General features: G+C 70.7%; 18 protein-coding genes and 1 tRNA gene. 12 read left to right on the plus strand and 7 right to left on the minus strand.

What is annotated here, in order from left to right:
• The first annotated feature begins 138 nt into the window (after nucleotides 1-138).
• The gene (locus WMF36_RS33185; RefSeq protein ID WP_437574790.1) at nucleotides 139-297 is read left to right on the plus strand and encodes a hypothetical protein; all 159 of its coding nucleotides are present in this window, start codon (nucleotides 139-141) and stop codon (nucleotides 295-297) included.
• 1,030 nt (nucleotides 298-1,327) lie between these two features.
• Nucleotides 1,328-2,593, plus strand: coding sequence for a hypothetical protein (locus tag WMF36_RS33190; RefSeq protein WP_437574792.1), 1,266 nt, complete (start codon nucleotides 1,328-1,330; stop codon nucleotides 2,591-2,593).
• A gap of 42 nt (nucleotides 2,594-2,635) precedes the next feature.
• Here WMF36_RS33190 and WMF36_RS33195 read toward each other — a convergent pair whose 3' ends face one another.
• Nucleotides 2,636-4,558, minus strand: coding sequence for a response regulator (locus WMF36_RS33195; protein ID WP_437574793.1), 1,923 nt, complete (start codon nucleotides 4,556-4,558; stop codon nucleotides 2,636-2,638).
• Nucleotides 4,559-4,653: 95 nt separating this feature from the next.
• Here WMF36_RS33195 and WMF36_RS33200 point away from each other — a divergent pair, with 95 nt between their 5' ends.
• From WMF36_RS33200 to WMF36_RS33240, 9 genes are all read left to right on the plus strand, one after another.
• A complete protein-coding gene (locus tag WMF36_RS33200) occupies nucleotides 4,654-5,577 on the plus strand; it encodes an RNA ligase family protein (protein WP_437574794.1) in 924 nt (307 codons plus the stop codon).
• A gap of 582 nt (nucleotides 5,578-6,159) precedes the next feature.
• Nucleotides 6,160-6,666, plus strand: a complete 507-nt coding sequence (locus WMF36_RS33205; protein ID WP_437574795.1) for a hypothetical protein — start codon at nucleotides 6,160-6,162, stop codon at nucleotides 6,664-6,666.
• A 96-nt stretch (nucleotides 6,667-6,762) separates the two neighbouring features.
• The gene (gene lspA / locus WMF36_RS33210; protein ID WP_437574796.1) at nucleotides 6,763-7,239 is read left to right on the plus strand and encodes a signal peptidase II; all 477 of its coding nucleotides are present in this window, start codon (nucleotides 6,763-6,765) and stop codon (nucleotides 7,237-7,239) included.
• A 269-nt stretch (nucleotides 7,240-7,508) separates the two neighbouring features.
• Complete coding sequence (locus tag WMF36_RS33215) at nucleotides 7,509-8,711, plus strand: phosphotransferase family protein (protein ID WP_437574797.1); 1,203 nt, start codon at nucleotides 7,509-7,511, stop codon at nucleotides 8,709-8,711.
• Nucleotides 8,712-8,741: 30 nt separating this feature from the next.
• Nucleotides 8,742-10,262 (plus strand): hypothetical protein, encoded by a 1,521-nt coding sequence (locus WMF36_RS33220; RefSeq protein WP_437574798.1) that lies wholly within the window; start codon nucleotides 8,742-8,744, stop codon nucleotides 10,260-10,262.
• A 184-nt stretch (nucleotides 10,263-10,446) separates the two neighbouring features.
• Nucleotides 10,447-11,817, plus strand: a complete 1,371-nt coding sequence (locus WMF36_RS33225) for a hypothetical protein (RefSeq protein WP_437574799.1) — start codon at nucleotides 10,447-10,449, stop codon at nucleotides 11,815-11,817.
• Between the two features lie 137 nt (nucleotides 11,818-11,954).
• Nucleotides 11,955-13,253 carry a hypothetical protein gene (locus WMF36_RS33230; protein ID WP_437574800.1) on the plus strand — a complete coding sequence of 433 codons (1,299 nt, stop codon included), beginning with the start codon at nucleotides 11,955-11,957 and terminating at the stop codon, nucleotides 13,251-13,253.
• A gap of 104 nt (nucleotides 13,254-13,357) precedes the next feature.
• Nucleotides 13,358-14,440 (plus strand): AraC family transcriptional regulator, encoded by a 1,083-nt coding sequence (locus WMF36_RS33235; protein WP_437574801.1) that lies wholly within the window; start codon nucleotides 13,358-13,360, stop codon nucleotides 14,438-14,440.
• Nucleotides 14,441-14,946: 506 nt separating this feature from the next.
• Nucleotides 14,947-15,021, plus strand: a tRNA-Gly gene (locus WMF36_RS33240).
• A 56-nt stretch (nucleotides 15,022-15,077) separates the two neighbouring features.
• On the opposite strand, the gene WMF36_RS33245 is transcribed toward WMF36_RS33240, so the two are convergent.
• From WMF36_RS33245 to WMF36_RS33255, 3 genes are all read right to left on the minus strand, one after another.
• A complete protein-coding gene (locus WMF36_RS33245) occupies nucleotides 15,078-16,097 on the minus strand; it encodes a DUF2891 domain-containing protein (RefSeq protein WP_437574802.1) in 1,020 nt (339 codons plus the stop codon).
• A gap of 77 nt (nucleotides 16,098-16,174) precedes the next feature.
• Entirely contained in the window at nucleotides 16,175-17,131 is a 957-nt protein-coding gene (locus WMF36_RS33250) for a DUF979 domain-containing protein (RefSeq protein WP_437574803.1), read from the minus strand.
• Nucleotides 17,128-17,820, minus strand: coding sequence for a DUF969 domain-containing protein (locus WMF36_RS33255; RefSeq protein ID WP_437574804.1), 693 nt, complete (start codon nucleotides 17,818-17,820; stop codon nucleotides 17,128-17,130). The genes WMF36_RS33250 and WMF36_RS33255 overlap by 4 nt, the downstream gene beginning before the upstream one ends.
• A gap of 205 nt (nucleotides 17,821-18,025) precedes the next feature.
• On the opposite strand from WMF36_RS33255, the gene WMF36_RS33260 reads away from it, so the two are divergent.
• Nucleotides 18,026-18,481: a GNAT family N-acetyltransferase gene (locus WMF36_RS33260; RefSeq protein ID WP_437574805.1), complete on the plus strand. Its 456-nt coding sequence runs from the start codon at nucleotides 18,026-18,028 to the stop codon at nucleotides 18,479-18,481.
• A gap of 434 nt (nucleotides 18,482-18,915) precedes the next feature.
• Here WMF36_RS33260 and WMF36_RS33265 read toward each other — a convergent pair whose 3' ends face one another.
• From WMF36_RS33265 to WMF36_RS33275, 3 genes are read right to left on the minus strand one after another with little or no spacing between them, the layout of a single operon-like run.
• The gene (locus WMF36_RS33265) at nucleotides 18,916-21,189 is read right to left on the minus strand and encodes a molybdopterin cofactor-binding domain-containing protein (protein ID WP_437574806.1); all 2,274 of its coding nucleotides are present in this window, start codon (nucleotides 21,187-21,189) and stop codon (nucleotides 18,916-18,918) included.
• Nucleotides 21,190-21,191: 2 nt separating this feature from the next.
• On the minus strand, nucleotides 21,192-21,650 hold the full coding sequence (locus WMF36_RS33270) for a (2Fe-2S)-binding protein (protein WP_437479297.1): 459 nt from the start codon (nucleotides 21,648-21,650) through the stop codon (nucleotides 21,192-21,194).
• Nucleotides 21,647-22,294 carry an Isoquinoline 1-oxidoreductase subunit gene (locus WMF36_RS33275; RefSeq protein WP_437574807.1) on the minus strand — a complete coding sequence of 216 codons (648 nt, stop codon included), beginning with the start codon at nucleotides 22,292-22,294 and terminating at the stop codon, nucleotides 21,647-21,649. The genes WMF36_RS33270 and WMF36_RS33275 overlap by 4 nt, the downstream gene beginning before the upstream one ends.
• Nucleotides 22,295-22,347 lie beyond the last annotated feature (53 nt).

The raw sequence follows: 22,347 nt of genomic DNA on the forward strand, positions 1-22,347 counted from the left end.
CGACCTGGATTCCCGCGGCGCTGCACATGCGCCTGGGGCGGCTGAGCTGAAGCGGCCCCCGGCCAAAGTATTCCTCGCCCGGGAGCAAGGGCAGCTCTCGCCCGGCGCGCAGTAGTCCCCCAGGGCGCTCTCCTCGATGTGCTCGAGCCCGCCGGTCCTTTCCCCTTCGACGAGCCGCTCTCGAACCTCGACGCCGCGCTGCGCGCCGAGCTCCGGGTCGAGGTCGCGGCGCTCTCGCTGCCCGCCACTCCGGGCGTGGCGCTGCTCTACGCGCCCGCCTCCCTCCTGGAAAATTGAATCTGTATCAAATATCCATGCATCGAAGGAGCGGCCTTCACTCCACAGCCTGCTGGGCTCGATACCCACGTGCCTGGGCGCATCGAAGACAGAAACGATCAGTCCCTCTGGATTCTGGGAAGCGGAGTTGAGCCGGTGGTACTGGAGGCTAAAAGGATGCTGATCTTGAGATCAAAATTCGCGATCGCGGGAATTGCTCAAGACCCATGGCAAAAATCGCGCGCGTAGGCGCGGCGGACTGGACAGTCTTGGCAGCGGGTCTCTCCCTCATGCGATTCGCATGCCGATCGGCAGAGGATCCCCAGATGCCCAGCCCGACGGGCGGGACATCCGCGTCTGGCGGCGGCGCAAGCGTGGGCACGGGAGGGGCCGCCGCTGCTGCTGGGGGAGCCCCCCCCAACTGGCGGTACTAGCAGTGGCGGCGAGGGGAACCCCGCCACTGGCGGGCTGATCGCGAGTGATGGCACCGGTGGCACCAACGGCGGTGTCTACAGTCCTGATTTCAAAGAGTTTCATGGTGAGGATCGTCATACCGGTGAGCCCCTGGAGGTAAACACCAGCAAGGAGATCTCGCCCAATGATCGATAAATATACAGGCACCGTAACAACAGATGTTCTTGTTGACGGCGCATGTATGCCACTGGTAGAGTGCGGCTGCCCGCCCGCTGTGGGGTGGACGTGCCTGACGGACTGAGCTTAACCGGCCTGCGAGAGCGATATGCTATTTAACGACCTGCACCACGCATCTGCAACCTACCGCCGTACATCCCGACGACGCCTGGCCACTCTCGTGGCACTGACCGCGTTGGCACTGAGCGCATGCGGTGGTGAAGACGACAACTCGTTAAGCGGCGCGGCGGAGGGCGGCGCCGGCGCCGGGGGCCCCGGGGCGACGACAGGCGGCGCAGGCGGCCCGGGCTCGGGCTCCGGCGCGGGCCCCGGCTCGGGCCCCGGCTCGGGTTCCGGCGCGGGCCCCGGCTCGGGCTCGGCCGGTGTCGGTGGCAGTGGCGGCACGGCCGACCATGAAGATATGAGTGACCACTGCGTGTACGGCTACCCTCCCCACGAGACCGACTCGAGCCCTACGATGAAGGATGGCGCCGCGGACTTCTTTCCGCCCGGCAACAACGATCCGAACATCGTTGATACCACCGTGCAGCCGGAGGTCCTGAAGTGGATGTATGACAACTCCTGGCAGGTGGCCCACATCGAGTGGCACGCGGTCCGCACTTGCAATGGCCCCTTCGGCGGTGGAGGGAGCAAGGTGGGCATTTGCGACTTCAAGCAGCTGATCCCGGCGGATCAGAACTGTCAGACCCCGGGCGACGGCTATCAGTTCCTTGTGTTTCACCGCCACATGATTCAGGCGCTGAAGCAGCTCTGGCCCAATCATAGCGAGCAGTTCACGGGCTTCACCAAGTTCCCGACCTCGGCCGAAGACGTGCCGCCCCAATGGCGCTCCGCGTGGCGGGACTGGGATGCGTCCGCCCTCGAAGCCGGGAGGATCGGCGACGAGATCGACAAACCCGAGAACCTCGCGAGGTTCCCGGACGAAGGCACGCTCGGCTTCTGGCTCCAGTGCAACGTGGGTCAGGCGCTGAGGGGGGCGACCAACATGCCGTGGGTGGGCCTTCACTTCGTGCTGCACGCCAAGTGGGCGCGGCCGGGCAACACGACGCACGGCGTGAACAACACCGAAGCGAACATCGACAACTACATGTTCTGGAAGCTCCACGGCTGGATCGACAACGTGTGGGAGAAGTATCGCATCGCCAAGGGGATGCAGCCGACGGATCAGAAGTTGAAGGACGATCTCGTCGCGCAGTGCCGCGAGATGGACACCCACATCAAGATCATCAAGCAGAACCTGGACCCCGACGACGTCAACAATCCCAATGAGCCTTTGCCGGTGGAATCAGGGTTCTTCCACGAGAGGGTGCGGCCCATCTTCGCGACCAACAAGAACCTGTGCAGCGGCTGCCACGCCGAGACGGGCGCCAATGCGAAGCTGATCCTCGGTGGCCACATCAGCTCCAGGAAGATCGTCGACGGTCTGATCAACAAGCCCTCCCGCGGCGGCGGCCAGTACAAGCTCGTCGTCCCGGGCGATCCCGAGAACAGCTGGCTCTACCGCAAGGCCGCCGGCACGGCGGAGACCGCCGGCTGCGTGCAGTCCGCCACGGCACAGTGCATCTCGGGCGTGATGCCCCCCAGCGCGGCCGGGCCGACCGTCAGCCAGGACGAGCTCGCGATCTTGCGGCAGTGGATCCAGGACGGCGCCGCGGGCCCGCCCTGATACGTAGCAGCGACCCGAGACAACGCCTGCCCTGAGCCCCGGCTACGTCCCCCCCGTCGGCTCCACCGCCCTCGCCGGCTCCACCGCCCTCGCCGGCAGCAGCGCCTCCACGCGGCGGATCAGCTCCGCAGGATCGATCGGCTTCGGCAGCACGCGGCCCCCGTGTGCTGCCAGGAACCGCCTGCTCGCCTCGCTCGTCCCGCCTCCGGTCATGAACAGCACCCGGTCCGCGAGCGCCGGCAGCTCCGCCTCGATCCACTCGTGGAGCTCGATCCCCGTGCCTTCCTGCATCACGAGGTCGCAGAGCACGACATCGAAGTCCGCATCCAGCCGGAGCGTCCTTTGCGCCTGGGCGCCCGAGGACACGCACACGACCTCGTGGGATGTCCCGAGGAGCCCCCGCAGCGCCCGCAGGATGAGCGGCTCGTCGTCCACGACGAGGATCCGGGCGCGCCGCGTCGGCCCCTCTTCGCGCGCTGGCGCGGGCAGCGCCGCGGGCTCCGCGCTCGTCCAGGCGGGCAGGCGGACGCGGACGCAGGTGCCCACGCCGGCCGTGCTGCTGATCCCGATGGTCCCGCCGCACGACTCGACGATGCTCCGGCAGATCGCGAGCCCGAGCCCCGTCCCCTCCCCCGCGCGCTTCGTGGTGAAGAACGGCTCGAACAGCCGGTGGATGTGCTCCTCGGCCACGCCGCAGCCCGAGTCCACGATCTCCGCGACGACCTCGCGCCCCTGCTCGCGGGTACGCACCTCGACGACGTTGTCGGCGACGCGCCCCTCCCGGATGGACTGCGCCGCGTTGATCAGCAGGTTCACGAACACCTGCGTGAGGCGCCCCTCCGCCCCGCCCACGCGCGAGACCGGGGCGAGCTCGCGCACCACGCGCGCGCGGTGCTTCATCTGGGCGTGGACGATGTTGAGCGCGCTCTCGAGCACCGCGTTGACGTCGGTCGGCCCGATCGCCTCGTTCGCCTCGCTGCGCGCGAACACCCCGAGATCCCGGACGATGTGCATCACCCGCGTCGCGCCGTGGCGGGCGTCGTCGAGCGGCTGGGCGAGCTGCTCGGTGGCCACCCCCTTGCCGGCCAGGCGCCGTATCTCGCGGGCGAGCAGCTCGAGGTTCGCCACCACGTAGGCGAGCGGATTATTGATCTCGTGGGCCACGCCCGCCGCCAGCTGCCCGACCGCGGCGAGCCGCTCGCTGCGCTCGAGCCGGAGCCTCAGCTCCTCCCCCCGGCGCCGCCCGGTCACGTCGCGCAGGAGCGCCATGCGCGAGGGCCGCCCCTGCCAGTCCACATCGACCCAGCGAACATCGATGAAGACCGTGTGCCCGCCGAGCTCCAGGCTCGTCTCGCCGGCGCGCAGCGCCACCGGGCAGCCCCGCCCGGCGACGAGGCGCCCCTCGCCGAGCAGCGCCTCTGCAGCGGGGTTCGCGAACAGCACTGTGCCGCCGGGGTCCAGCACGATCACCCCGTCGGCGCTCCGGGCGATGAGCTGGTGGAGATTGGCCTCGTTCTCCCGGGCCTCCGCCATCGTGCGCGCGAGCTGCGTCACGAGCTGCTGGCGGCTGACCGCATAGCGGATGGCGCGCCACAGCGTGTCGGTGTCGAGGCTGCGCTTCACCAGGTAATCCTGCACCGAGGCGCCGAGCGCGCGCTCCGCGAGGCGGACGTCGTCGTGGCCCGTCAGCACCACGATGGGCACGTGGGGATCCACGTCCCGGACGCGCTCGACCACCTCGAGGCCCTCCCCGTCGGGCAAGGAGAGATCGAGGAGAACGACATCCCACCCTTCCTTCACGCGCGCGAGCCCTGCCGCGAGCGTCTCGGCGTGTGCGAGCTCGGCGCGCTGCCACGGCACGGCGTCGAGGTGGCTCTGCACGATCGAGGCGGCGATGGCGCTGTCCTCGATCAGCAGGAGGCGAAAGCACGGCGCTGGCGGAGCCCGGCTGGATTCGGCGGACATGAGTGACCCCCCTGGGTCTAAGGAGCTCAAAGGCCTTCCCGGAAGTCAAGCGTCTCGCACGCGCGGCGGTGCCATCGGCGCTATCGTCGGCGGGAATGGAGTTCCTCCCCTTCCCCAAGATGCCGTGCCTCGGCGCGAGCGATGCCCCGACGTGGGTCGCGCTCGAGAAGATCCACGGCGCGCAGCTCGTGATCGGCGTCGACGCGGCCGGTGTCCGCTTCGGCAAGCGCAAGGAGTGGCTCCGGGACGACGACCCCTTCTTCGGCTGGCAGCTCCTCCGCGCGTCGCTGCGGGACGCCGCCCGCGCGGCGTTCGCGGCGGTCGGCGCGGAGCGGCTCGTCCTCTACGGTGAGCTCTTCGGCGGCGGCTACCCCCATCCGGACGTCCCCACGGGCGGCGTGAGCCCGGTGCAGACCGGCGTCTGGTACGCGCCCGACCTGCGGTGGGCGCTCTTCGAGCTCCGCGCCGTCGACGAGGGCGAGGACGCGTTCCTCGCCTTCAGCGAGGCGGCCGCCGTCGCCGTCGCCGCCGGGCTCATGATGCCCCCGCTCCTCGCCCGCGGGCGCAAGGCGGAGGTCGCCGCCCTGCCCGAGCGATTTCCGTCGCGCGTCGCGTCCGTCCTGGGGCTGCCGCCGCTCGGTCCGGCCAATCTCGCGGAGGGGCTGGTCGCCAAGCCCGATGTCCGCATGCCCGCCGCCGCCTACATGGCCTTGAAGCGCAAGATCGCCGAGATGCGGGAGGACCGCTTCGACGAGAGCGCGCCGTGGGATCCGGAGCGCCCGGTCGATCTGCCCACGCTGGTCCGCTGGGGCGAGCGGCTCGCGAACGGCCCGCGCCTGGCCTCCGCTGCCTCGAAGGTCGGGCGCCACGACCGCGCGGCCATCGACGAGGAGGCGGCCCTCGACGTGCTCGTGGACCTCGAAGCGGCGTTCCCGGGCGCGATGAGCGCCCTCTCGCCCGAGGACGGCGAGGCGCTCGAGCGCGCCGTCAGGGCGGCTATCGCGGGGCAGCCGCTCTAGACGAGAGCGGTGCTCGGACGAGAAGAAGAACAGGAGAACAAGAACCGCCAAAGCTCCTGCCCGATGGGCGCATTGCGTACTTGCTGAAGACATCTCGGCGACGACGCACTCACCGCGTCATGAGTCCAATGGAGTTCATCGCCCGGCTCGCGGCTTTGGTGGGCCATGCTCATGAAGCGCTCGTTCGGGTTCGATGCGCTCCGATGCCCGAGATGCGAACGGAGGATGCGCGTGCTTTCCACGATCACCGACTCAGCGGTGGCGCGCCGCATCCTCGATCATCTGAGCTTGCCCTCGCAGCCCCGAACGGCAGCATCCGCGCGCGATCCAACGTGTGGACCGATGGCGTTCGGGTTCGACGCGGCGTAGGTGGGCCCCGGCCCGAGCCCGTGATGGCGAACGCACGTCGCGGTCGTCGAGCCAGAGCTGCACCCAATGCACGGCGCGCGGGCCCTGCGATGGGGCGAGCGGGTGTCTGATGCGCGAAAGACGGCTCGCCCGGCGCCGTTCCCGCGGGCTTGACACGGGCGAGAGTTCTAAGAAGCTGCCGCGAACGCCTGCGCCCATCGTATCGTGGGCGCCGTGCGGCCTCGCCCCCCCGCCTCCCGCCCTCGCGAGTACCTCGCCATCCTCGCCGGCGCCCTGGCCGCGGGCGCCTGCGGGGCGCTCTTCGATCAGGTCACCGCCACCATCTCTCCGGAGTATTTCCTCGACGGAAAGGGCCTCGCCGTGTCGAGCTTGCCGTTCCGGCTCGCGGTCGCGTGGACGGGGTTCCGCGGAGGTCTGCCGCTCGGCGCCCTCGTCACCGGCGTGGGCCTCCTCCGCGCCGCGCGCAGCGACCGGTTCTCGTGGCGCGCCTGGCTGGCGAGGATCATGGCGGCGCTCGCCGCTGCGCTCGCGCTCTGCCCGGCCGTCATGGCGGCGCTCGATCCGTTCGGCGTGCGCGAGGCGAGCCTCGGCGCGTGGTCCCCCGGCGCCGCCACGCGCTATCTCGTCAGCTGGGGGCTCCACGCCGGCGCTTACCTCGGCGTCCTCGTCGGCGTCTTCCTGGAGGGCCGACCCGCCCTCCGCCGATCGCCCCGGCCGTGAAGTACGATGACGAGTTCATCCCACACCGTCCTCTCTGGAGAGAGCGGGAATGACCCGCCGCGACCACGCGTTCCGCCGGCCATGGCGCGACGCGCGATGAGCTGGGTCCTGATCCTGTTCACGATGGCCCTGGTGGGGTGCGATCATGCGACCAAGGCGGTCGCGCAGGCCGCGCTCGAGCGGCGAGCGCCCCTGTCGATCGTGCCGGGGGTGCTCGATCTCCGCTACGCCGAGAACCGCGACATGGCCTTCAGCCTGCTCCGGGGCATCCAGTCGCCGGCCAAGATGGCGTTCCTCTTCGCGTGCTCGATGATCGTCCTCGGCGGGGTGATCCTGGGCTGGTGGCACAGCCGCCGCGCCTCGCTCGCCGAGCAGGCCGCGTACGCGCTCATCGTCGCCGGCGCGATCGGGAACGCGATCGATCGCGCCGTCCGCGGGTACGTCATCGACTTCATCCACCTTCATCGCTGGCCGGTGTTCAACGTCGCCGACATCGCCATCGTGGCGGGCGGGATCCTGCTCGGGATCGTGATGTTCCAGCGTGCGCGCCGGGAGCCGCGCGAGGTGTCCTGAGCTCCGCTGACACGAGGCGGCGTTCCCGGGCGCAATGCGCGCCCCCTCGCCCGAGGACAGCGAGGCGCCAGGACGCCATGAGAGAGGGAAGAGAGAGGGAATGGTACGCCGGCGCGGCTGGCGGCGTCGGTTTCATTTCGACCCCAGTACGCTTCTGGCGTCCTTGGCGTCCTTGACGCCTTGGCGCCTCATTCTCCTCTCGCGGAGCACCGCCGTCCGTCACGGTTCTGAGCTCTCGACCCACGTCGGCCCTTCGCTATCATCGCCCGGTGCCGACCGAACCGCCGCGCATCGTTCGACTCGTCCTCGTCACCAGGGCGGGAGAGCTCCTGGGCGCGCTGCCGCCCTATCCGGTCGCGATGCCGTGGTGGCAGGAGACCCAACCGGTCATCGAGGGAGCTCGCGAGCACCACGGCATCGAGGTGACGGTCCTCCGGATGCTCGCCGCCGAGCTCCCGGTTCCCCACGGCGGCGCCGTCACCTACCTCGCGGAGACCGAGGCGCCGCCGCCGCCCCGCATCGAGCCCTGGCGCGGGGCGCTCGACGAGCACCCGCTCCGGCAGCCGTGGGCTCGGCCGGGCGGGCCTTCAGACGACCTCGCCTGGGCGGACTCGGTCCTGCGCGCTCGGGGCCTCGCGCGGACGGCGCCCGCCGAGCAGATCCGGACCTGGAACCTGTCGAGCGTGTGGCGGCTCCGGGCCGGCGGCCAGACGGTCTGGCTGAAGCACGTCCCGCCGTTCCTCGGGCACGAGGGGGCCCTCATCGCGCGGCTCGCGGGCGGGCCCGTACCGGCGCTCCTCGGCCACGACGGCCGGCGGATCCTCATGCCGGAGATCCCCGGCGAGGATTTCTATCACGCCGAGCTGCCGATCCTGGAGCGGCTGGTCTCGCTGCTGGTCGGCCTGCAGCACGGCGCGAGCCGGCAGGTCGGCGAGCTCCTGGCGCTGGGGCTGCCGGACTTCCGCGCGCCGGCCCTGATACGGCTCATCGCCGACGCGGTGGCCCGGACGCCCGGGCTGTCCGCCGGTGATCGGGCGACCCTCGGCGGGTTCGTCGATGGCCTGCCCGAGCGCTTCCGTCGCCTGGCCGAGGCCGGGTTGCCCGATACGCTCGTCCACGGCGACTTCCATCCCGGCAACGCCCGCGGCGACGCGACGTCTGTCGCGCTGCTGGACTGGGGCGACAGCGGCATCGGGCACCCTCTGCTCGACCAGCCGGGGTTCCTCAAGCGGATCCCGCCCGGCGACATCGGCCCGATCGGGAGCCTCTGGAGCCGCGCGTGGCGCGCCGCGGTCCCGGGCTCCGACCCCGAGCGCGCCGCCGAGCTGCTCGCCCCCGTCGCCGCTGCCCGCCATGCGGTCATCTTCCGCAAGTTCCTCGACGGCATCGAGCCGTCGGAGCACCCCTACCACGCCGGGGATCCCCTGGAGTGGCTCGAGCGAACAGCCGAGATGGTGCGTTCGCGCCCGTAGAGCACCGATATGGTTGCGCCTTGTGCCACGGTGAAGGAGAGCGCCCCGGATCTTGTACGGGCGCGCGCCGAGGGCCACCGGGCGACGATGGACAGCATCGCGGAGGGGCAAGCCGCGGGGATCCTGCGCGGGGGCGATCCGAGGCAGCTCGCCCTCGTGCTGTGGTCGCGCATGCGCGGCCTGGCCGTGCTCCTGACGCAGGGGCAGAGATTCAAGACAGGTGTTTTTCTGGGTGCCACACTCCTGGCGACGACTCATGTTGCCTGCCGGTCCGGCGGTGCTGCTCCAGGTACCCTCTCGCTCGGCAGCGACGCCGCGCAACATGCACCGAACGCGACGGGGCCATCTCTCCCGCGACCCCAAAGTTCGTTGGGCAAGGTCGCTGAGCTGCCCGTCCGTACGGCCCATCTGTGGCCCCTGGAGGGTGGACAGATCTTGCTGGAGCGCAATGGCACCTCCTTCGCATTGGTCGAGGGTGACCGTGTAGGGTCGTCGGCAGAGATCGCCGAAGGCCTGCCCATGGAGTCCTCCGTGCCGGACGGAGAGGTAAGGACCCTCGTCGGGCGCTGGCCCGATGCGGCATGGATGGTCTTGCGCACCCCGGACAACTCGAGCCGGGATTACCCATTCTATCATGAGCGCGTGTTCCGTCTCCGTGGCGCTCGCTGGACGAGGGTCCACCAGGTACCGGAAGGCGACTACTCCGAGGACCTGTACCAGGACCTGTGGGATCAAGGCCGCGGGTGCCTTGTCGGCCTGCTCGTGGACAACGAGAACGCAACAAATGCCTGGACGGCGCGCCAGGAGGTGCTCGATTGCCCCGGACAACCAGCGCCGCGTCCCTCGTACACGGCGACGAACGAGAAGACGTATGGGATAGCCGCGGCGCGGGGTTGGCGCTCGGGAGACGTGCTGGCGCTCGAGGCGCACGCTGCAATGAAGGAAGGCGAACCAGCTCCGGTCCGGCTCGTCCTGTCCCGCCCGGGGCGGCCGAACAGGACCGAGATTCTCCTCCCACTGCCGCCCGAAATCCGGCGCGACAGGCGGAAGTTCTACCCAGGCTACACCCGCCTGCTCGGAGAGAGCCCGACCGACGTGTACGTCGTCGGCAATCATGAGCTCGGTGTAGAGGCACCCCATGGGGTGTATGGGCCTTACCCCTCGGAGGAGACGTCGCCGCCCCTGCTCTTCCATTTTGATGGGACCGCTGTCTCGGAGATGCCCGCCCCACCGACAAGGAGGATCCTGAATGCTGCTCGCGGGCAGGACGGAACGTTGGTGATCCTCGGCCTGCCGCGAGACGCTTCCCGAGGAGGGAAGGCGCCGGAGGTCTGGGCGCTCCCACGGGGCGGCGCCTGGGTGCAGGTACCCATGCCTATCGATCCGGAGGTGAAGGCCGCGTACATCCCGAAAAGCGTCGCGGCGCGGTCGCTGTCCGACATCTGGGTCGTCGGCGTTCATGAGAAGAGTGAGAAGGATCGCCGGCTCGCCCTCTTCCGCTCTTACCGCCTGACGGACATCGCGCCGGGATCGGGCCCGACGCACCGGTAGCCGGTCGCCCGTCCCGCAGAGCGCTCGGTCGCTGAATGCGTGCTCACGTGGCGCCGCTCCTTGCAGGCCGCCCCCCGTCTCCTGGTACACTGCGAGTCAGCGGCGCTCTCTTCGAGCTGGCAGCGGACGGGCGTCGAGGGAGGGGAACAGGCATATGGCGACGCGAAGCGTACTGTGCACGCTGGTGAACTATACGGGCGAGCCGCTCACGTTCGTGGGCCCTCCTCGGCTCGACCACGGGATCCTCACCCCGGGCCGGGAACCACCGCCGGCGTGCCGAGCGACGGCAGTCTGGTCGGCCGAGTCCGACGGCGTCATGACCGGGACCGAAGGCCGCGTGACCTACCGCGGCCCGAGCGGATCGGTGACGGTGTACTGGAACAACCCCTTCGTCGGCGGCAACGACTACGGCGCCACACCGGGCGGCGCCTACATCATCACCAAGGTGCAAGGCCCGAAGGTGGGCAGCAACGTGAACGCCACCTACGTCGTGGACCGCAAGCAGGAGGCGGCGCCAGAGGCAGATGCGCCCGGCGGGGCCGCGCAAGCCCAGCCGCAGGCCGAGCAGCCGGAGGAGCCGGGGAAGAACAGTCACCTGCCCACGGGGACAGGGCAGGTCACCGTGATCAGCCCGAAGGACTGGCTTGTCGACATCGCCTGGCAGGCCGTCAACAGCATCGAGTGGAGCCCGCTCATCCTCGAGATCACCGAGAACCGACACGGCAGCCAGAGCGGCGCTGCGTGCCCTGGCATACTGCCCACCTTCCCTGGGGTCAAGGCGAGCGGGAAGTGCCAGCTACGGCACCAGGCGAAGGCAGCGGAGCGAGAGGCGAAGTACGCCGCAGCGTTCGAGCGGCTCAAGAAAGAAGGAATGGAAGAGAAGCTCGCCCAGGCCAGGGCTCGCGAGGAATCCAGCCAGAATTACAATGATTTTCACTCCTGGTGCGGCGACTTCGTGACCTGGGTGTTCTGGAAGGCCTGGGCCTTACGTGGCGAGCCGGAGGACAAGATCACAAGCGGGGAGCTCGGCAAGTTCCTCAACCGTGAAGCCCTCAACGGCGCATGGAGACCCGGAGCGAACCTGACCATGATCGAGGCCTATGCGAAGGGTCTCTCGCTGGAAGCATTCCGCGAGGACCAGAACGCGAAAGGTACGCCCACCGGCCTCCTCGTCTGGCATGCGCCGGGGGACGGGTATGCGCCCAAGCCGGGAGACATCTTCATGGCCAACCGCAAATCCGGAGGCCATATATCCATCGTCGCGTCCTGTGAGCTCGAGGCAATCTACGCCCCGTCGGACAAGCAACAGCAGCATCCGCACTACCGATTCACGACGCTGGACGGCAAGTCTTTCGATTTCCGCGACGACGACGGCGAGGCCGGCTGGAACGAGGCGCTGGCGGAGCTCAGCCCAGAAGAGCGCAAGGAGATCGAGGTTCCTCAGGGAAAGTGGCAGGGGGTTGCCCAGAACAAGCGCAGCACCGACGCGACGAAGGACCCGCTCCGGGGCTTCATCGACACCTCGAAGCTCCGGGAGGCCCTCGGGTACCGTTGATACGGGATAGGTCGGCCGATTCGACCAGGTTCGTGGCCGGCGCGACCAGGCGGAGCCGCGGCGGCACGCCTAACCTCCTTGCACGCGTCCACCGGGTAACGGTCGACGCGCTTCGTCACGATGCTTGGAGGTACCTCATGATCGATCGAATGCGACTCGCGCGGAACCCGAGGAGCCATCGGCTCGCCGTGGCCATCGCCACGGCCTTCGCCTTCACGGGATGCTGCGCAAATCCGACCGACGACAACCACGACGGGAGCGGCGGCACGCCGGCCGGCGCAGGCTCGGGCGGCAGCGGAGGCTCGGACGGCAGCGGCGCCTCGGGCGGCAGCGGAGGCTCGGGGGGAGATGGCGGCGCAGGCGACAGCCTCGCCCCGACGCACAACGGCATCATCTCCATCCAGGATGTCTCCATCCTCGGTGCGCCGCAGGCGGGTCACGGCCTCACGGTGCAGGTCCTGTTCACCGCGGCGAAGCGTCCCACTTACGAGGAGATGCCCGGCCAGCTCACCGGGTGCAAGGGATGGGTCTACGACGTGCAGGACGATCCGCCGCCGCCGCTCACCGATCAGGGCGTCATCACGATTTCGGGGCTCGCGGGCGGTTCGCTCGATTGCCGCTTCCAGGGCAACGGCTACGTCTGCCCGACGCACAGCGGAACGGGCCAGACGAGCGTGACCCCCGGGCAGATGGGCACCGCAGCGTACGTGATCGGCGGCGCGATGTTCTCCGCGGCCGACGTGGGTCGCACCCTGCGCGTGGACGGCGCAGCGATGGGCGAGAACAACGGGGCGTTCCCCATCGTCGCCGTCGAGTCGAGCGAGACCGCGGTCGTGGTCAATCCGCGCGCGGCCGAGGAAGCGTTCGTGGCCAACCACGTCGTGCTCGCCGGCGCAGGGCCGATCCCCGGTAACCCGAACGATCCCATCGCGAGCGGCGATGAGGTCGTCGTGGGTATCGAGCCCGGCGGCGTGATGGCCTTCGAGTTCCCCGATCTGGGACCCCTCGTGGCAGGAGGAGAGTTCCAGCTCGACGAGGCGTCGCAGTCCCTCCTCGGCGCGGTGCCGCTCGACGGCACGTCGATGACCCTGAGCTGCGGCGGCGAGGGCGGGAGCTGCGGGGCCGCGCAGGGCACGCTCGTGCGCATCACCACCACCGACGGCAGCGTCGAGGGAGCGTCGCCGTTCGCGATGCCGCCCCCCGCCGGCAAGCAGGTGGAGATCCAGTGCGTCGCGCTGGGAGGAGACGGTTCGCTCACGATACCGGTCGAGGCGATGAGGCTGCTCCAGGAGGCGCATCAGGCGTCCTCCATCACGCGCATCCGGACCGCGTTCATGCGCGAGGGCGTGGCGAGCGCCACGAACCCCGAGCCAGGGGCCCCGAACACCGTTTATGTCGTGGCGGGGCACGGGATCCTGGGCTTCACGAGCCCCTGAGCCCGCACGAACAGCGCACGCCCTGATCGCCGCGCCATGCCCGACGCGCCCACGAAGCCTCCCGCTGCACGGGGTGCCGTCCACGAAGAGCATCGGTCTCTGGCATGCTGCATGCTGGGGCCGAGCGCATGGTGCGCCCCCAACCGACGGTCGTGGCGAGGGTGGTCCAGCGTGTCGTCGACCAGGCGCTGCGGGACGGCGTGCGGCCGGACGCCCTACGCCGCGCGGCGCGCCTGCCGCAGACGCTCGCCGAGGACCCGGGGCGACGCATCGAGTTCGATCATCTGGTCGACCTGTGGGCGTATCTGGGTCGGACGCTCGATGACCCCTCGTTGCCGCTCCGGGTAGCGCAAGCGGCGGCCATCGAGGACCTGCACGTGCTCGGCTTCGCGCTGATGACCGCGCCGTCGGTGCGCGACGCGCTCGACACCATCGCTCGCCACGGCGCGCTGCTCACCGACTCGGGTCGCTGGGAGGTGACGGAGGTCGCGAGACGCGTCCACCTCCGATGGTACCGCGCGCGGCCTCTCACCCTCGGGCACCGCTTGTCCAACGAGACGGCCGTCGCGCAGGGCCTCGGGTGTCTGCGGCGGCTCGCCGGCGCGGATCTCACGCCCATCGAGGTGACCTTCCGCCATCCCGCGCCGCCTCGCCGGGCGGGGCACGGCGCGTTCTTCGATTGCCCCGTGAGCTTCGACGCTCCGCACGACGGGCTCTCCTTCCGTCGCGAGATCCTCGACGCGGTGCCTCCCTCCGCGAACCGGACGCTCTGGGAGTATCTGTGCAAGTCTGCAGGAGCGCTCTCGGAGCAGCTCGCGCCGCGGTCGCGCGAGGACGCCGTCCTGCACGCGATCGTCCGCGAGCTGTCGAGCGCCGACGGCGGTCTCCCGTCGCTCCCGCGCGTGGCCCGCGCCCTCGGCACGACGGAGCGGACCTTGCGGCGGCACCTCGAGGCCGAGGGGACGAGCTTCCGGCGCCTCGTCGACGAGGTGCGCCGCGAGCGCGCCGGCAGCTTGCTCCGGAAGGCGACGGTCAGCGTGACCGCGGTCGCGCTTCAGCTCGGCTTCGCGGACGCGACAGCGTTCAGCCACGCGTGCCAGCGATGGTTCGGCTGCGCTCCGCGCGAGCTGCGGGGGAGCCTCCGAGCCGCGGCCGGCCCCGCGCCGTCCTCGCCCTCGCCACGTTGACGAGGTGGAACGCCGGCCAGGCCTCGACGTCTCCACGGGGCTGCAAGGAGCGAGACGCCTTCATGCCAGTGTGGGACGATGTCACGCGGACAAGTCGAGACGGCACACTGCCAGGCGTCGATCTCGTGATCGAGCCGGTGTCGGTCGCGGCCGCGGTGGCGACGAAGCCGAGCCGTGTGCGGGTGACGCGCTGGAGCAGGCGCCATCCCTCGGAGAGATCGTCATCGGAAAAGCCGTGCCGGACGCCCGCCGCGCCGGTCTCCGGGCCCCCGGGACGAGCGACGCCGGACAAGGCAAACCGGCCGGGCGGGCTCGTGCCGTCCGGCACGCACGATCGCTCCAGGACCACGCACCTCGACGCTTGACTATGGCGGCGCCGGTTGATATTCCTCCGCCGCCTCGACGGAGACAGCCATCCGACGACGGCTCGGCGCACTCGGGGTCTTCTCCGAGAGGCGCCGAGATGAGTGGATCTCCAGATCCCTCGGTTTCTGTGCTCGACGTTTGCGGGAGTAACTCAGTGGTAGAGTGCAACCTTGCCAAGGTTGACGTCGCGGGTTCAAATCCCGTCTCCCGCTCCACGACCTAGACGCTGCGACGCGAGCCGCGGCCGAGCGCCGCGCATCCCTGTGGCGCGTCACCCCGCCCCGGCGCCCAGCGCGAGCAGCGCGAAGCTCGCGAGCCAGTGCTCGCCCATGTAATCGCCGGCCACGTGCGGCAGGCTGGCGTCGAGGTGCCGCTCCGCCGCGTCGAGGGCGCGGGCGCGCACCGGATCCGCTCCGGGCAGGGCCGCGGCGAGCGAGCGCCAGCAGAAGGCGCGGCTCAGGTTGAGCCCGTCGAGGTGGGCGATCTTGCCGTCGCTCCGGTCGCTGACCGTCGCCGGCTCGAACAGGGTCGCGGGCTCGCCCTCCGCCGCGCGCGGCAGGAACCGCGCGAGCCAGCCGCCGAACTCCGGCCCGGACAGGACCCGGCGCATGCACTCGGCCTCCATGAGCGCGGGCGAGAGGAAATCGTCCTGCGAGGGCTCCCACGCCTGGCAATCCGCGTCGCGGCCGTACCACGCCCGGGCGGCCTCGGCGCAGCGCCGCGAGAGCCGCTCATCGCCCTTCACGGCGGCGTACTCCAGCGCGAGCGCGAGCGCGAAGGCGCTGTTCGTGTGCGCACCGGCGCGGACCGGGTACGTGGCCCTCGGCAGGTACTCGACGAACCGCTCGGCGAACGCGTCGCCGAGCGGGGCCAGCGCGGCCGACCACCGCCGGCCCTCGTCGGTCTCGTACCGCGCGAGCTCGGCCGCGAGCAGGAGCAGCCACGCCCATCCATAGGGCCGCTCGAAGCCGCGGCTCGCCGGCCGCCGGAGATAGGCCAGCTCGACGGCGACCTTCTCGGCCGTGAGCTGCGACTCCAGCAGCGCGCGGATCGCGGCCGCGCCGGGGGCGCCGGGGAAGAGGCGATGGACCCGCGCGAGGAGCCAGTGGCCGTGCACGCACGAGTGCCAGTCGAAGCTGCCGTAGAAGATGGGGTGCAGGTCGCGCGGGCCCTTCACGTCCTCGGGACCGGCCATGACGTGATCGAGCTTGTTCGGATACTCCCGCGTCACGTGCCCGAGCGCGATGGAGGCGAAATGCGAGGCGATGTCCGGTGTCAGGACGTGCGTCATGGGTGGAGACCTCGGCGCCCGAAGACGAGCACGTTCACGAGCCGATGGCCACCCGGACGCGGTGAACGGGCGCGGCCTCAGCGCCGGAAGACGAGCAGGTACATGAGGAGCGTGTTCCCGATCAGCAGGAGCAGCGCGGTGGGGAGCTGGGCCTTGATCACGCCGTCGCGGTCGGGCAGCCCGAGCAGCGCCGCGGGCACGATGTTGAAGTTGGCGGCCATGGGCGTCATCAGCGTCCCGCAGAAGCCCGACAGCATGCCGATGGCGCTCATGACCGCCGGGTCGCCGCCGAGCCGGCGCACGATCAGCGGCAGCCCCACGGCCGCGGTCATGACCGGAAACGCCGCGAACGCGTTCCCCATGATCACCGTGAACACCGCCATACCCACGGTGTAGGCCGCCACCGCGGCGAGGCGGCCGCCGAGCGGGAGCACGCTCCCGGCCAGCCCGCCGACCACGTCGCCGACGCCCGCGGCCGCGAACACGACCCCGAGCGCGGCCAGCATCTGGGGCAAGATCGCCGCCCAGCCCACCGTGTCGAGCAGGCGCCGGCCTTCCTGCAGCGGGGCGAGCAGCGGCGGGCGCAACCACGCCACCGAGACCGCGAGCGCGAGCACCACGCCGAGGGCGAGCGAGATCAGCGTGGCCTGCCCGGGCTCGAGCAAGGGAGATCCGTGGATCTCGATCCGCCGGAGGACCAGCGCGCCCAGCAGGGCGGTCGCCGGGATGATCAGCGCCGGGACGAAGAGGCGGTCCCCGCGCCGCTCGGCGCTGGCGAGCCGCTGCTCGGGCGTCGTGGTGGCGGGGCGCCCCTGACCCAGGCCCCCGACGCCGGCCAGGAGCACGAGCGCGATCGCGAGGACGCCGTTCGCGAGATCCCCGAGACGCGAGCCGAAGAGGAAGCTCGCCGCCAGGAGACCCCAGAAGAGGGTGTTCTTCCAGCGCTTCTCGTTCGCGCGGTCGACCGCGCTCAGGACAGCCGCCGCCACGAAGAACAGACCCGCCGCGATGTAGCCGACATCGAGCGTGATCATTCGCGCGCCACCCCGGCGTCCGCGCCGGCGAGCTCGCGCTGGAGCCGCCGGTCGAGCAGGAGGAGCCGTGTCCCGTGGATCAGCAGCGCCAGCACCGCCGTGGGGATGGCCCAGACCGACAGCTGGAGCGGCTCGACGAAGATCCCGTTCTGCTCGAGGAAGCCCTTGATGAGCAGGATCGACGCGATGGCGAGGAAGATGTCCTCTCCGAAGAACAGCGCCACGTTGTCGGCCGCCGCCGCCGAGGCGCGGATCAGCCAGCGTGTCCTGTCCGGCAGCGGCCCGTACCGGTTCTCCGCGGCGGCCTCGGCCATGGGCGCGATCAGCGGCCGGACCATCTGCGCGTGGCCGCCCAGCGAGGTCATGCCGAGGGCCGCGCTGAGCTGCCGTATCACGAAATACACGAGCAGGAGGCGCCCGGTCGTGGCGGTCTTCACCCGCGAGACCAGCGCGCGCGCCCGCTCCTGGAGGCCGGAGCGCTCCAGGAGACCGATGACCGGCAGGACCAGCCAGACGAGGCTGACATAGCGGTTGTCGTTGAAGGCCTTGCCCAGGGCGGAGAGCCCCTGGACGAGGCTCATCCCCGCCGCGAGGCTGGTCACGACGGCGGCCGCGGCGACGACAAGGAGCGGATGGATCCGGACGACAAAGCCGACGACAACGACCGCGACCCCGAGGAGCGTGAGCATGCTTCTTCCCCCGTGTTCGCGCGCAACGTCGCACGCCGGCGGCGGCATCGTCCATGAGCGCGTACAGCACAGCGCGCCCGGCGGCCTCTCCTTGACGCCGGCCGGCGCCTCGGATTGCCTCCTGCAAAGCGACGGACACGGGGGTCGCCGGCGAGGCCGCGAGGGACCAGCCCCCAGCCTGCTCGCTCAACGGAGGATCGCCGTCATGGCCCACCAGGCAAGCGAAGAACTCGTCATCTCGTCGGACAAATCACGCCTCGACCTCGAGCTGATCCACGCCGTCCTCGCCTCTGCCTACTGGTGCAAGGGCATCCCCCGGGAGGTGGTCGAGCGAGCCATCCAGGGCTCGCTCTGCTTCGGCGTCTACAAGGCGGGCGCGCAGATCGGGTTCGCCCGGGTGATCACCGATCAGGCGACGTTCGCGTACCTGGCCGACGTGTTCATCGTCGAGGCGGAGCAACGAAAGGGGTACGGGAAAGCGCTGATCGCTCACGTCACCGAGGCCCTCGGCCAGCTCCGGTTGCGGCGGACGCTGCTCGCCACCGCGGACGCCCACGGGCTCTACCGGCAGTTCGGCTTCACGCCGCTCCAGAAGCCGGACAGCTTCATGGAGATCAACATCAAGGACATCTATCAGCACGGCAAAACGGGGACGTCGTAGCCGCGGCCCGCTGCCCTGCTCGAAGGCCTACATCAGGCACCGGATTCGGGCGAATCCTGGAGAGAGCGGCCTGTTTCCCTGCAAGCCCATGCCGTCGAGAGGTCCAGACGGCGCAGGCTAGAGCGACAAACGGGTTGAAACCCCGAAAAAAAGCAGGAATTTCACAGGGAGGCGAGGAGGCGGGGAGCGAGAGACGGCGAGAGGGAGAGATTCTTTTTTCTCTTCCTCCCCGCCTCCCCGCCTCCCTGTGAAAATTCTCCGGATTTCAACATGATTGGTGCTCTAGTACTTCGTTCCCTAAGTTCGTCCCGGGTTCGGCGACGCAGTATTTACGCGAAATCGCATAAATTTTCGGCCACGCAGACCCGGGAAGGACTCAGGGAACAGTGTACTAGGGCCCTTTCACGAGAAGGGGCTCGCCGCAGCCGCGCCCGTCACAGACCCAGGCGCCGCAGCGGGAGCTCCCGCGCGCGCGTCTTCGTCAGGGCGAACACAGCGTTCGCGATCGCGGGCGCCACAGGCGGCACCCCGGGCTCCCCGACGCCCCCGGGCGGCGCGTCGCTCTTCACGATCTCCACGTGGATGCGCTGCGGCACCTCCGTGGTCCGCACCACCGGGTAGTCGCGGAAGTTCGTCTGCTCGACCGCGCCGCCCTTCACCGTGATGGCGCCGTGGAGCGCGATGCTCATCCCGAAGACCACCGCGCCTTCCATCTGCGAGCGCGCGCGGTCCAGGTTGATGACCGTGCCGGCGTCGGCGACGAGCCACACCTCGTCGACCTGCACCTTGCCGAGCGCGTCCTTCGACACCGCGGCGACGACCGCCACGTACGTGAGGAAGCTCCGGTGCGCGGCGAGGCCCACCGCGCGGCCCGCCTTGCGCGCGGCGCTCCACCCCGAGATCTCCGTCACCCGCTCGATCACGTGCCGCAGGCGGCCCACGTCGACCGGGTGCTGCTCGATCGGCGCCCCGTAGTTCGGGACCTTCTGGACACCCAGCTCGGCCGGCGTCGCATGGCGCGCAGGGCCGAGCACCTCGAGCAGCACCTCGCGCGGATCGGCCTGCCGCGCGTGCGCGATCTCGTCGATGAAGCTCTGCACCGCGAAGGCGTGGAAGATGTTGCACACCGACCGGAGCCACCCGATCCGGACGTGCGCCGGCGCGTCGCAGGCCTCGGCCCGGACGTTCGGGGCCGCGAGCGCGAGATCGAGCACGCCGAGGCCGAGCTCGTTGTCGCTCGGGGTCTTCACCCTCCCGTCGAACGTCGACGGGATCGGCGGAAACGCCGTCCGGTGCAGCCAGGCGCTCACCTTGCCGTCCGCGTCGAGCCCCGCCTTGAGGTACTGCGCGCTCACGCTGTGGAAATAGCCGCTCTGCACGTCGTCCTCGCGGGTCCACTGCACCCGCACCGGCGTCCCCATGGCGCGAGCGAGCAGCGCCGCCTCGGCCACATAGTCCGGCTTGGACTTCCGCCCGAACCCGCCGCCGAGGAACGTCACGTGCACGGTGACCTTGGCCTCGTCGACCCCGAGCGCCCGCGCCACCTCGGTGCGCGCCGCCTGGGGGTTCTGCGTCGGCGCCCACACCTCGCAGCCGTTCGCGTCGACCCGCGCCACCGCCGAGGGCGGCTCCATGGCCGCGTGCGCCAGGTGCGGCACGTAGTACTCGGCCTCGAGCGTGCGCGCCGCCTTCGCGAGCGCCCCGTCCACGTCGCCGACCTTCCGCACGACCTTGCCCGGCGCGCGCGCCGCGCCCGAGAGCGCCTCGCGGTAGGTCGCCGAGTCGTACGCCGCGTTCGCGCCGTGATCCCACTCGATCTGGAGCGCCGCCCGGCCACGCATCGCAGCCCACGTCGTGTCCGCCACGACCGCGACGCCGCCGAGCGGCTGAAACCCGACCGCTCCGCCCTGCGGACCCGGCAGCTCCACGAGCTTCTTCACGCCCGCGACGGCCAGCGCGCGCGCCCCGTCGTACCGCACGACCTTGCCCCCCACGACCGGCGGGCGCGCGATCACCGCCGTGAGCATGCCCGGCAGGCGCACGTCCGCGCCGAACTGCGCCGTACCCGTCACGATGGCCGGGCCGTCGAGCAGCGGGAGCGGGCCGCCGACGCGCTTCAGCTCCGAGACGGGGCGGAGCGCGACGGTCTTCGCGTCAGGCACCGGGAGCTTCGCCGCGTCGGCCACGAGCTCGCGGAAGTCCAGCGAGCGCTTCGACTTCGCGTGGTGGACCGCGTGCTGCTCGGCCACGCACTCCGCGGCGGGCACGCGCCACTTCTTCGCCGCGACAGCGACGAGCATCGCGCGCGCCGTCGCGCCCACGCGGCGCATCGGCTCGTAGCCGTCGCGCACGCTGCGCGAGCCGTCGGTGTTCTGATCGCCGTAGGCCTTGTCGCCGTCGCCCTGCACGATCTTCACCCGCGCCATGTCGGCGCCGAGCTCGTCGGCGACGAGGACCGGCAGCGAGCTGCGGATCCCCTGCCCCATCTCCGACCGGTGGCAGACGACCGACACCGTGCCGTCGGTCGCGATGTGGAGGAACACCCCGGTCCGGAGCCCGGGCTGCGCCGGCAGCGCGGTGGGCCCGAGCGGCGCGGGCGGCGCGGCCTCGGCGTCGCCCGCGGCGAGCCCGAGCGCGAGCCCGCCCGCCGCGAGCCCGAGCCCCGCGAGGAAGGAGCGGCGGAGGAGGACGACGCGTTGCTGTTCCATCTTCACTCCGTGGGGAGGCCGGCGGCCTTGCGGACCGCGGCGCGGATGCGCGTGTACGTGCCGCACCGGCAGATGTTGCCGGCGAGCGACTTATCGATATCGTCGTTCGACGGCCGCGGGTTCTTCCGCAGGAGCGCGGCCGCGCTCATGATCTGCCCCGCCTGGCAGAAGCCGCACTGCGGGACGCCGAGCTCCACCCACGCGCGCTGCAGCGGGTGATCGCCGGCCGGGCTGAGCCCCTCGATGGTCGTCACCGAGCCGCCCGCCGCGCGCTTCACCGGCGTCACGCAGGCGCGCACGGTCTCGCCGTCGAGGTGCACGACGCACGCCCCGCAGAGCGCCTGGCCGCAACCGTACTTGGTCCCCGTGAGGCCGAGCACGTCGCGCAGCACCCAGAGCAGCGGCGTCTCCGGATCCACGTCGAGCTTCTGCTCGGCGCCGTTCACCTTCAGGATGATCATGGTCGGGACTCCTCGGGCGGGCACGCGGCGCCCGCCTTCACCCACGCATCGATGAGCGCGCCGAAGGCCGCCTGCGAGCCGGGCGCCTTCGTGCGGCCATGCCCGGGCGCCCAGCCCCACGCGACGAGCTCGTCGTGCGCGGAGTGCTCGACGATCTGCGCGAGCGTCTTCTTGCCGTTACGCGCCGGATCCTTGATCTGCGCGCAGATCGCCGCCGGCGAGCGGCCGAGCCACGCCATCTCGGCCGGCGCGAGGTGCCAGCCCGGCGCCCCGGGCACGCGGGCGAAATCGAGGTTCTGCGCCTGGTGGCACGACGTGCACTCCATCGCCGCGAACCCGCGATCGGCCGGACCGCGCTCGACCGGCGGGCTGTGGCGCTCGCCGACGTCGCCCTGGCGCGGGATGCCATCGTGCGGATGGCAGTTCACGCAGCGCGGATGGAGCAGCACCTTGCTCGCCTCGAGGAAGATCGTGGCCGCGCGCGCGCCGTCGTCCCGGATCGACGCGAACGCCTCCGGGCTGCGGAGCTCGCCCGCGGGCACGGGCGGAAGTTGGACCGGCCTGGGTGCCTCCGCGGGAGGGGCATCGCACGCCGCGGCGAGGAGGCCGACGCCCGCCAGGAAGCAGAGAGAGAGAGGCTGCATCGCGGCGCCTAGACTGATGGCTTCCGGCGCGCAGCACAAGCCCTTCCTCGGAC

Origin of the sequence: Sorangium sp. So ce887 (assembly GCF_051521455.1) — a bacterium.
GTDB lineage: Bacteria > Myxococcota_A > Polyangia > Polyangiales > Polyangiaceae > Sorangium.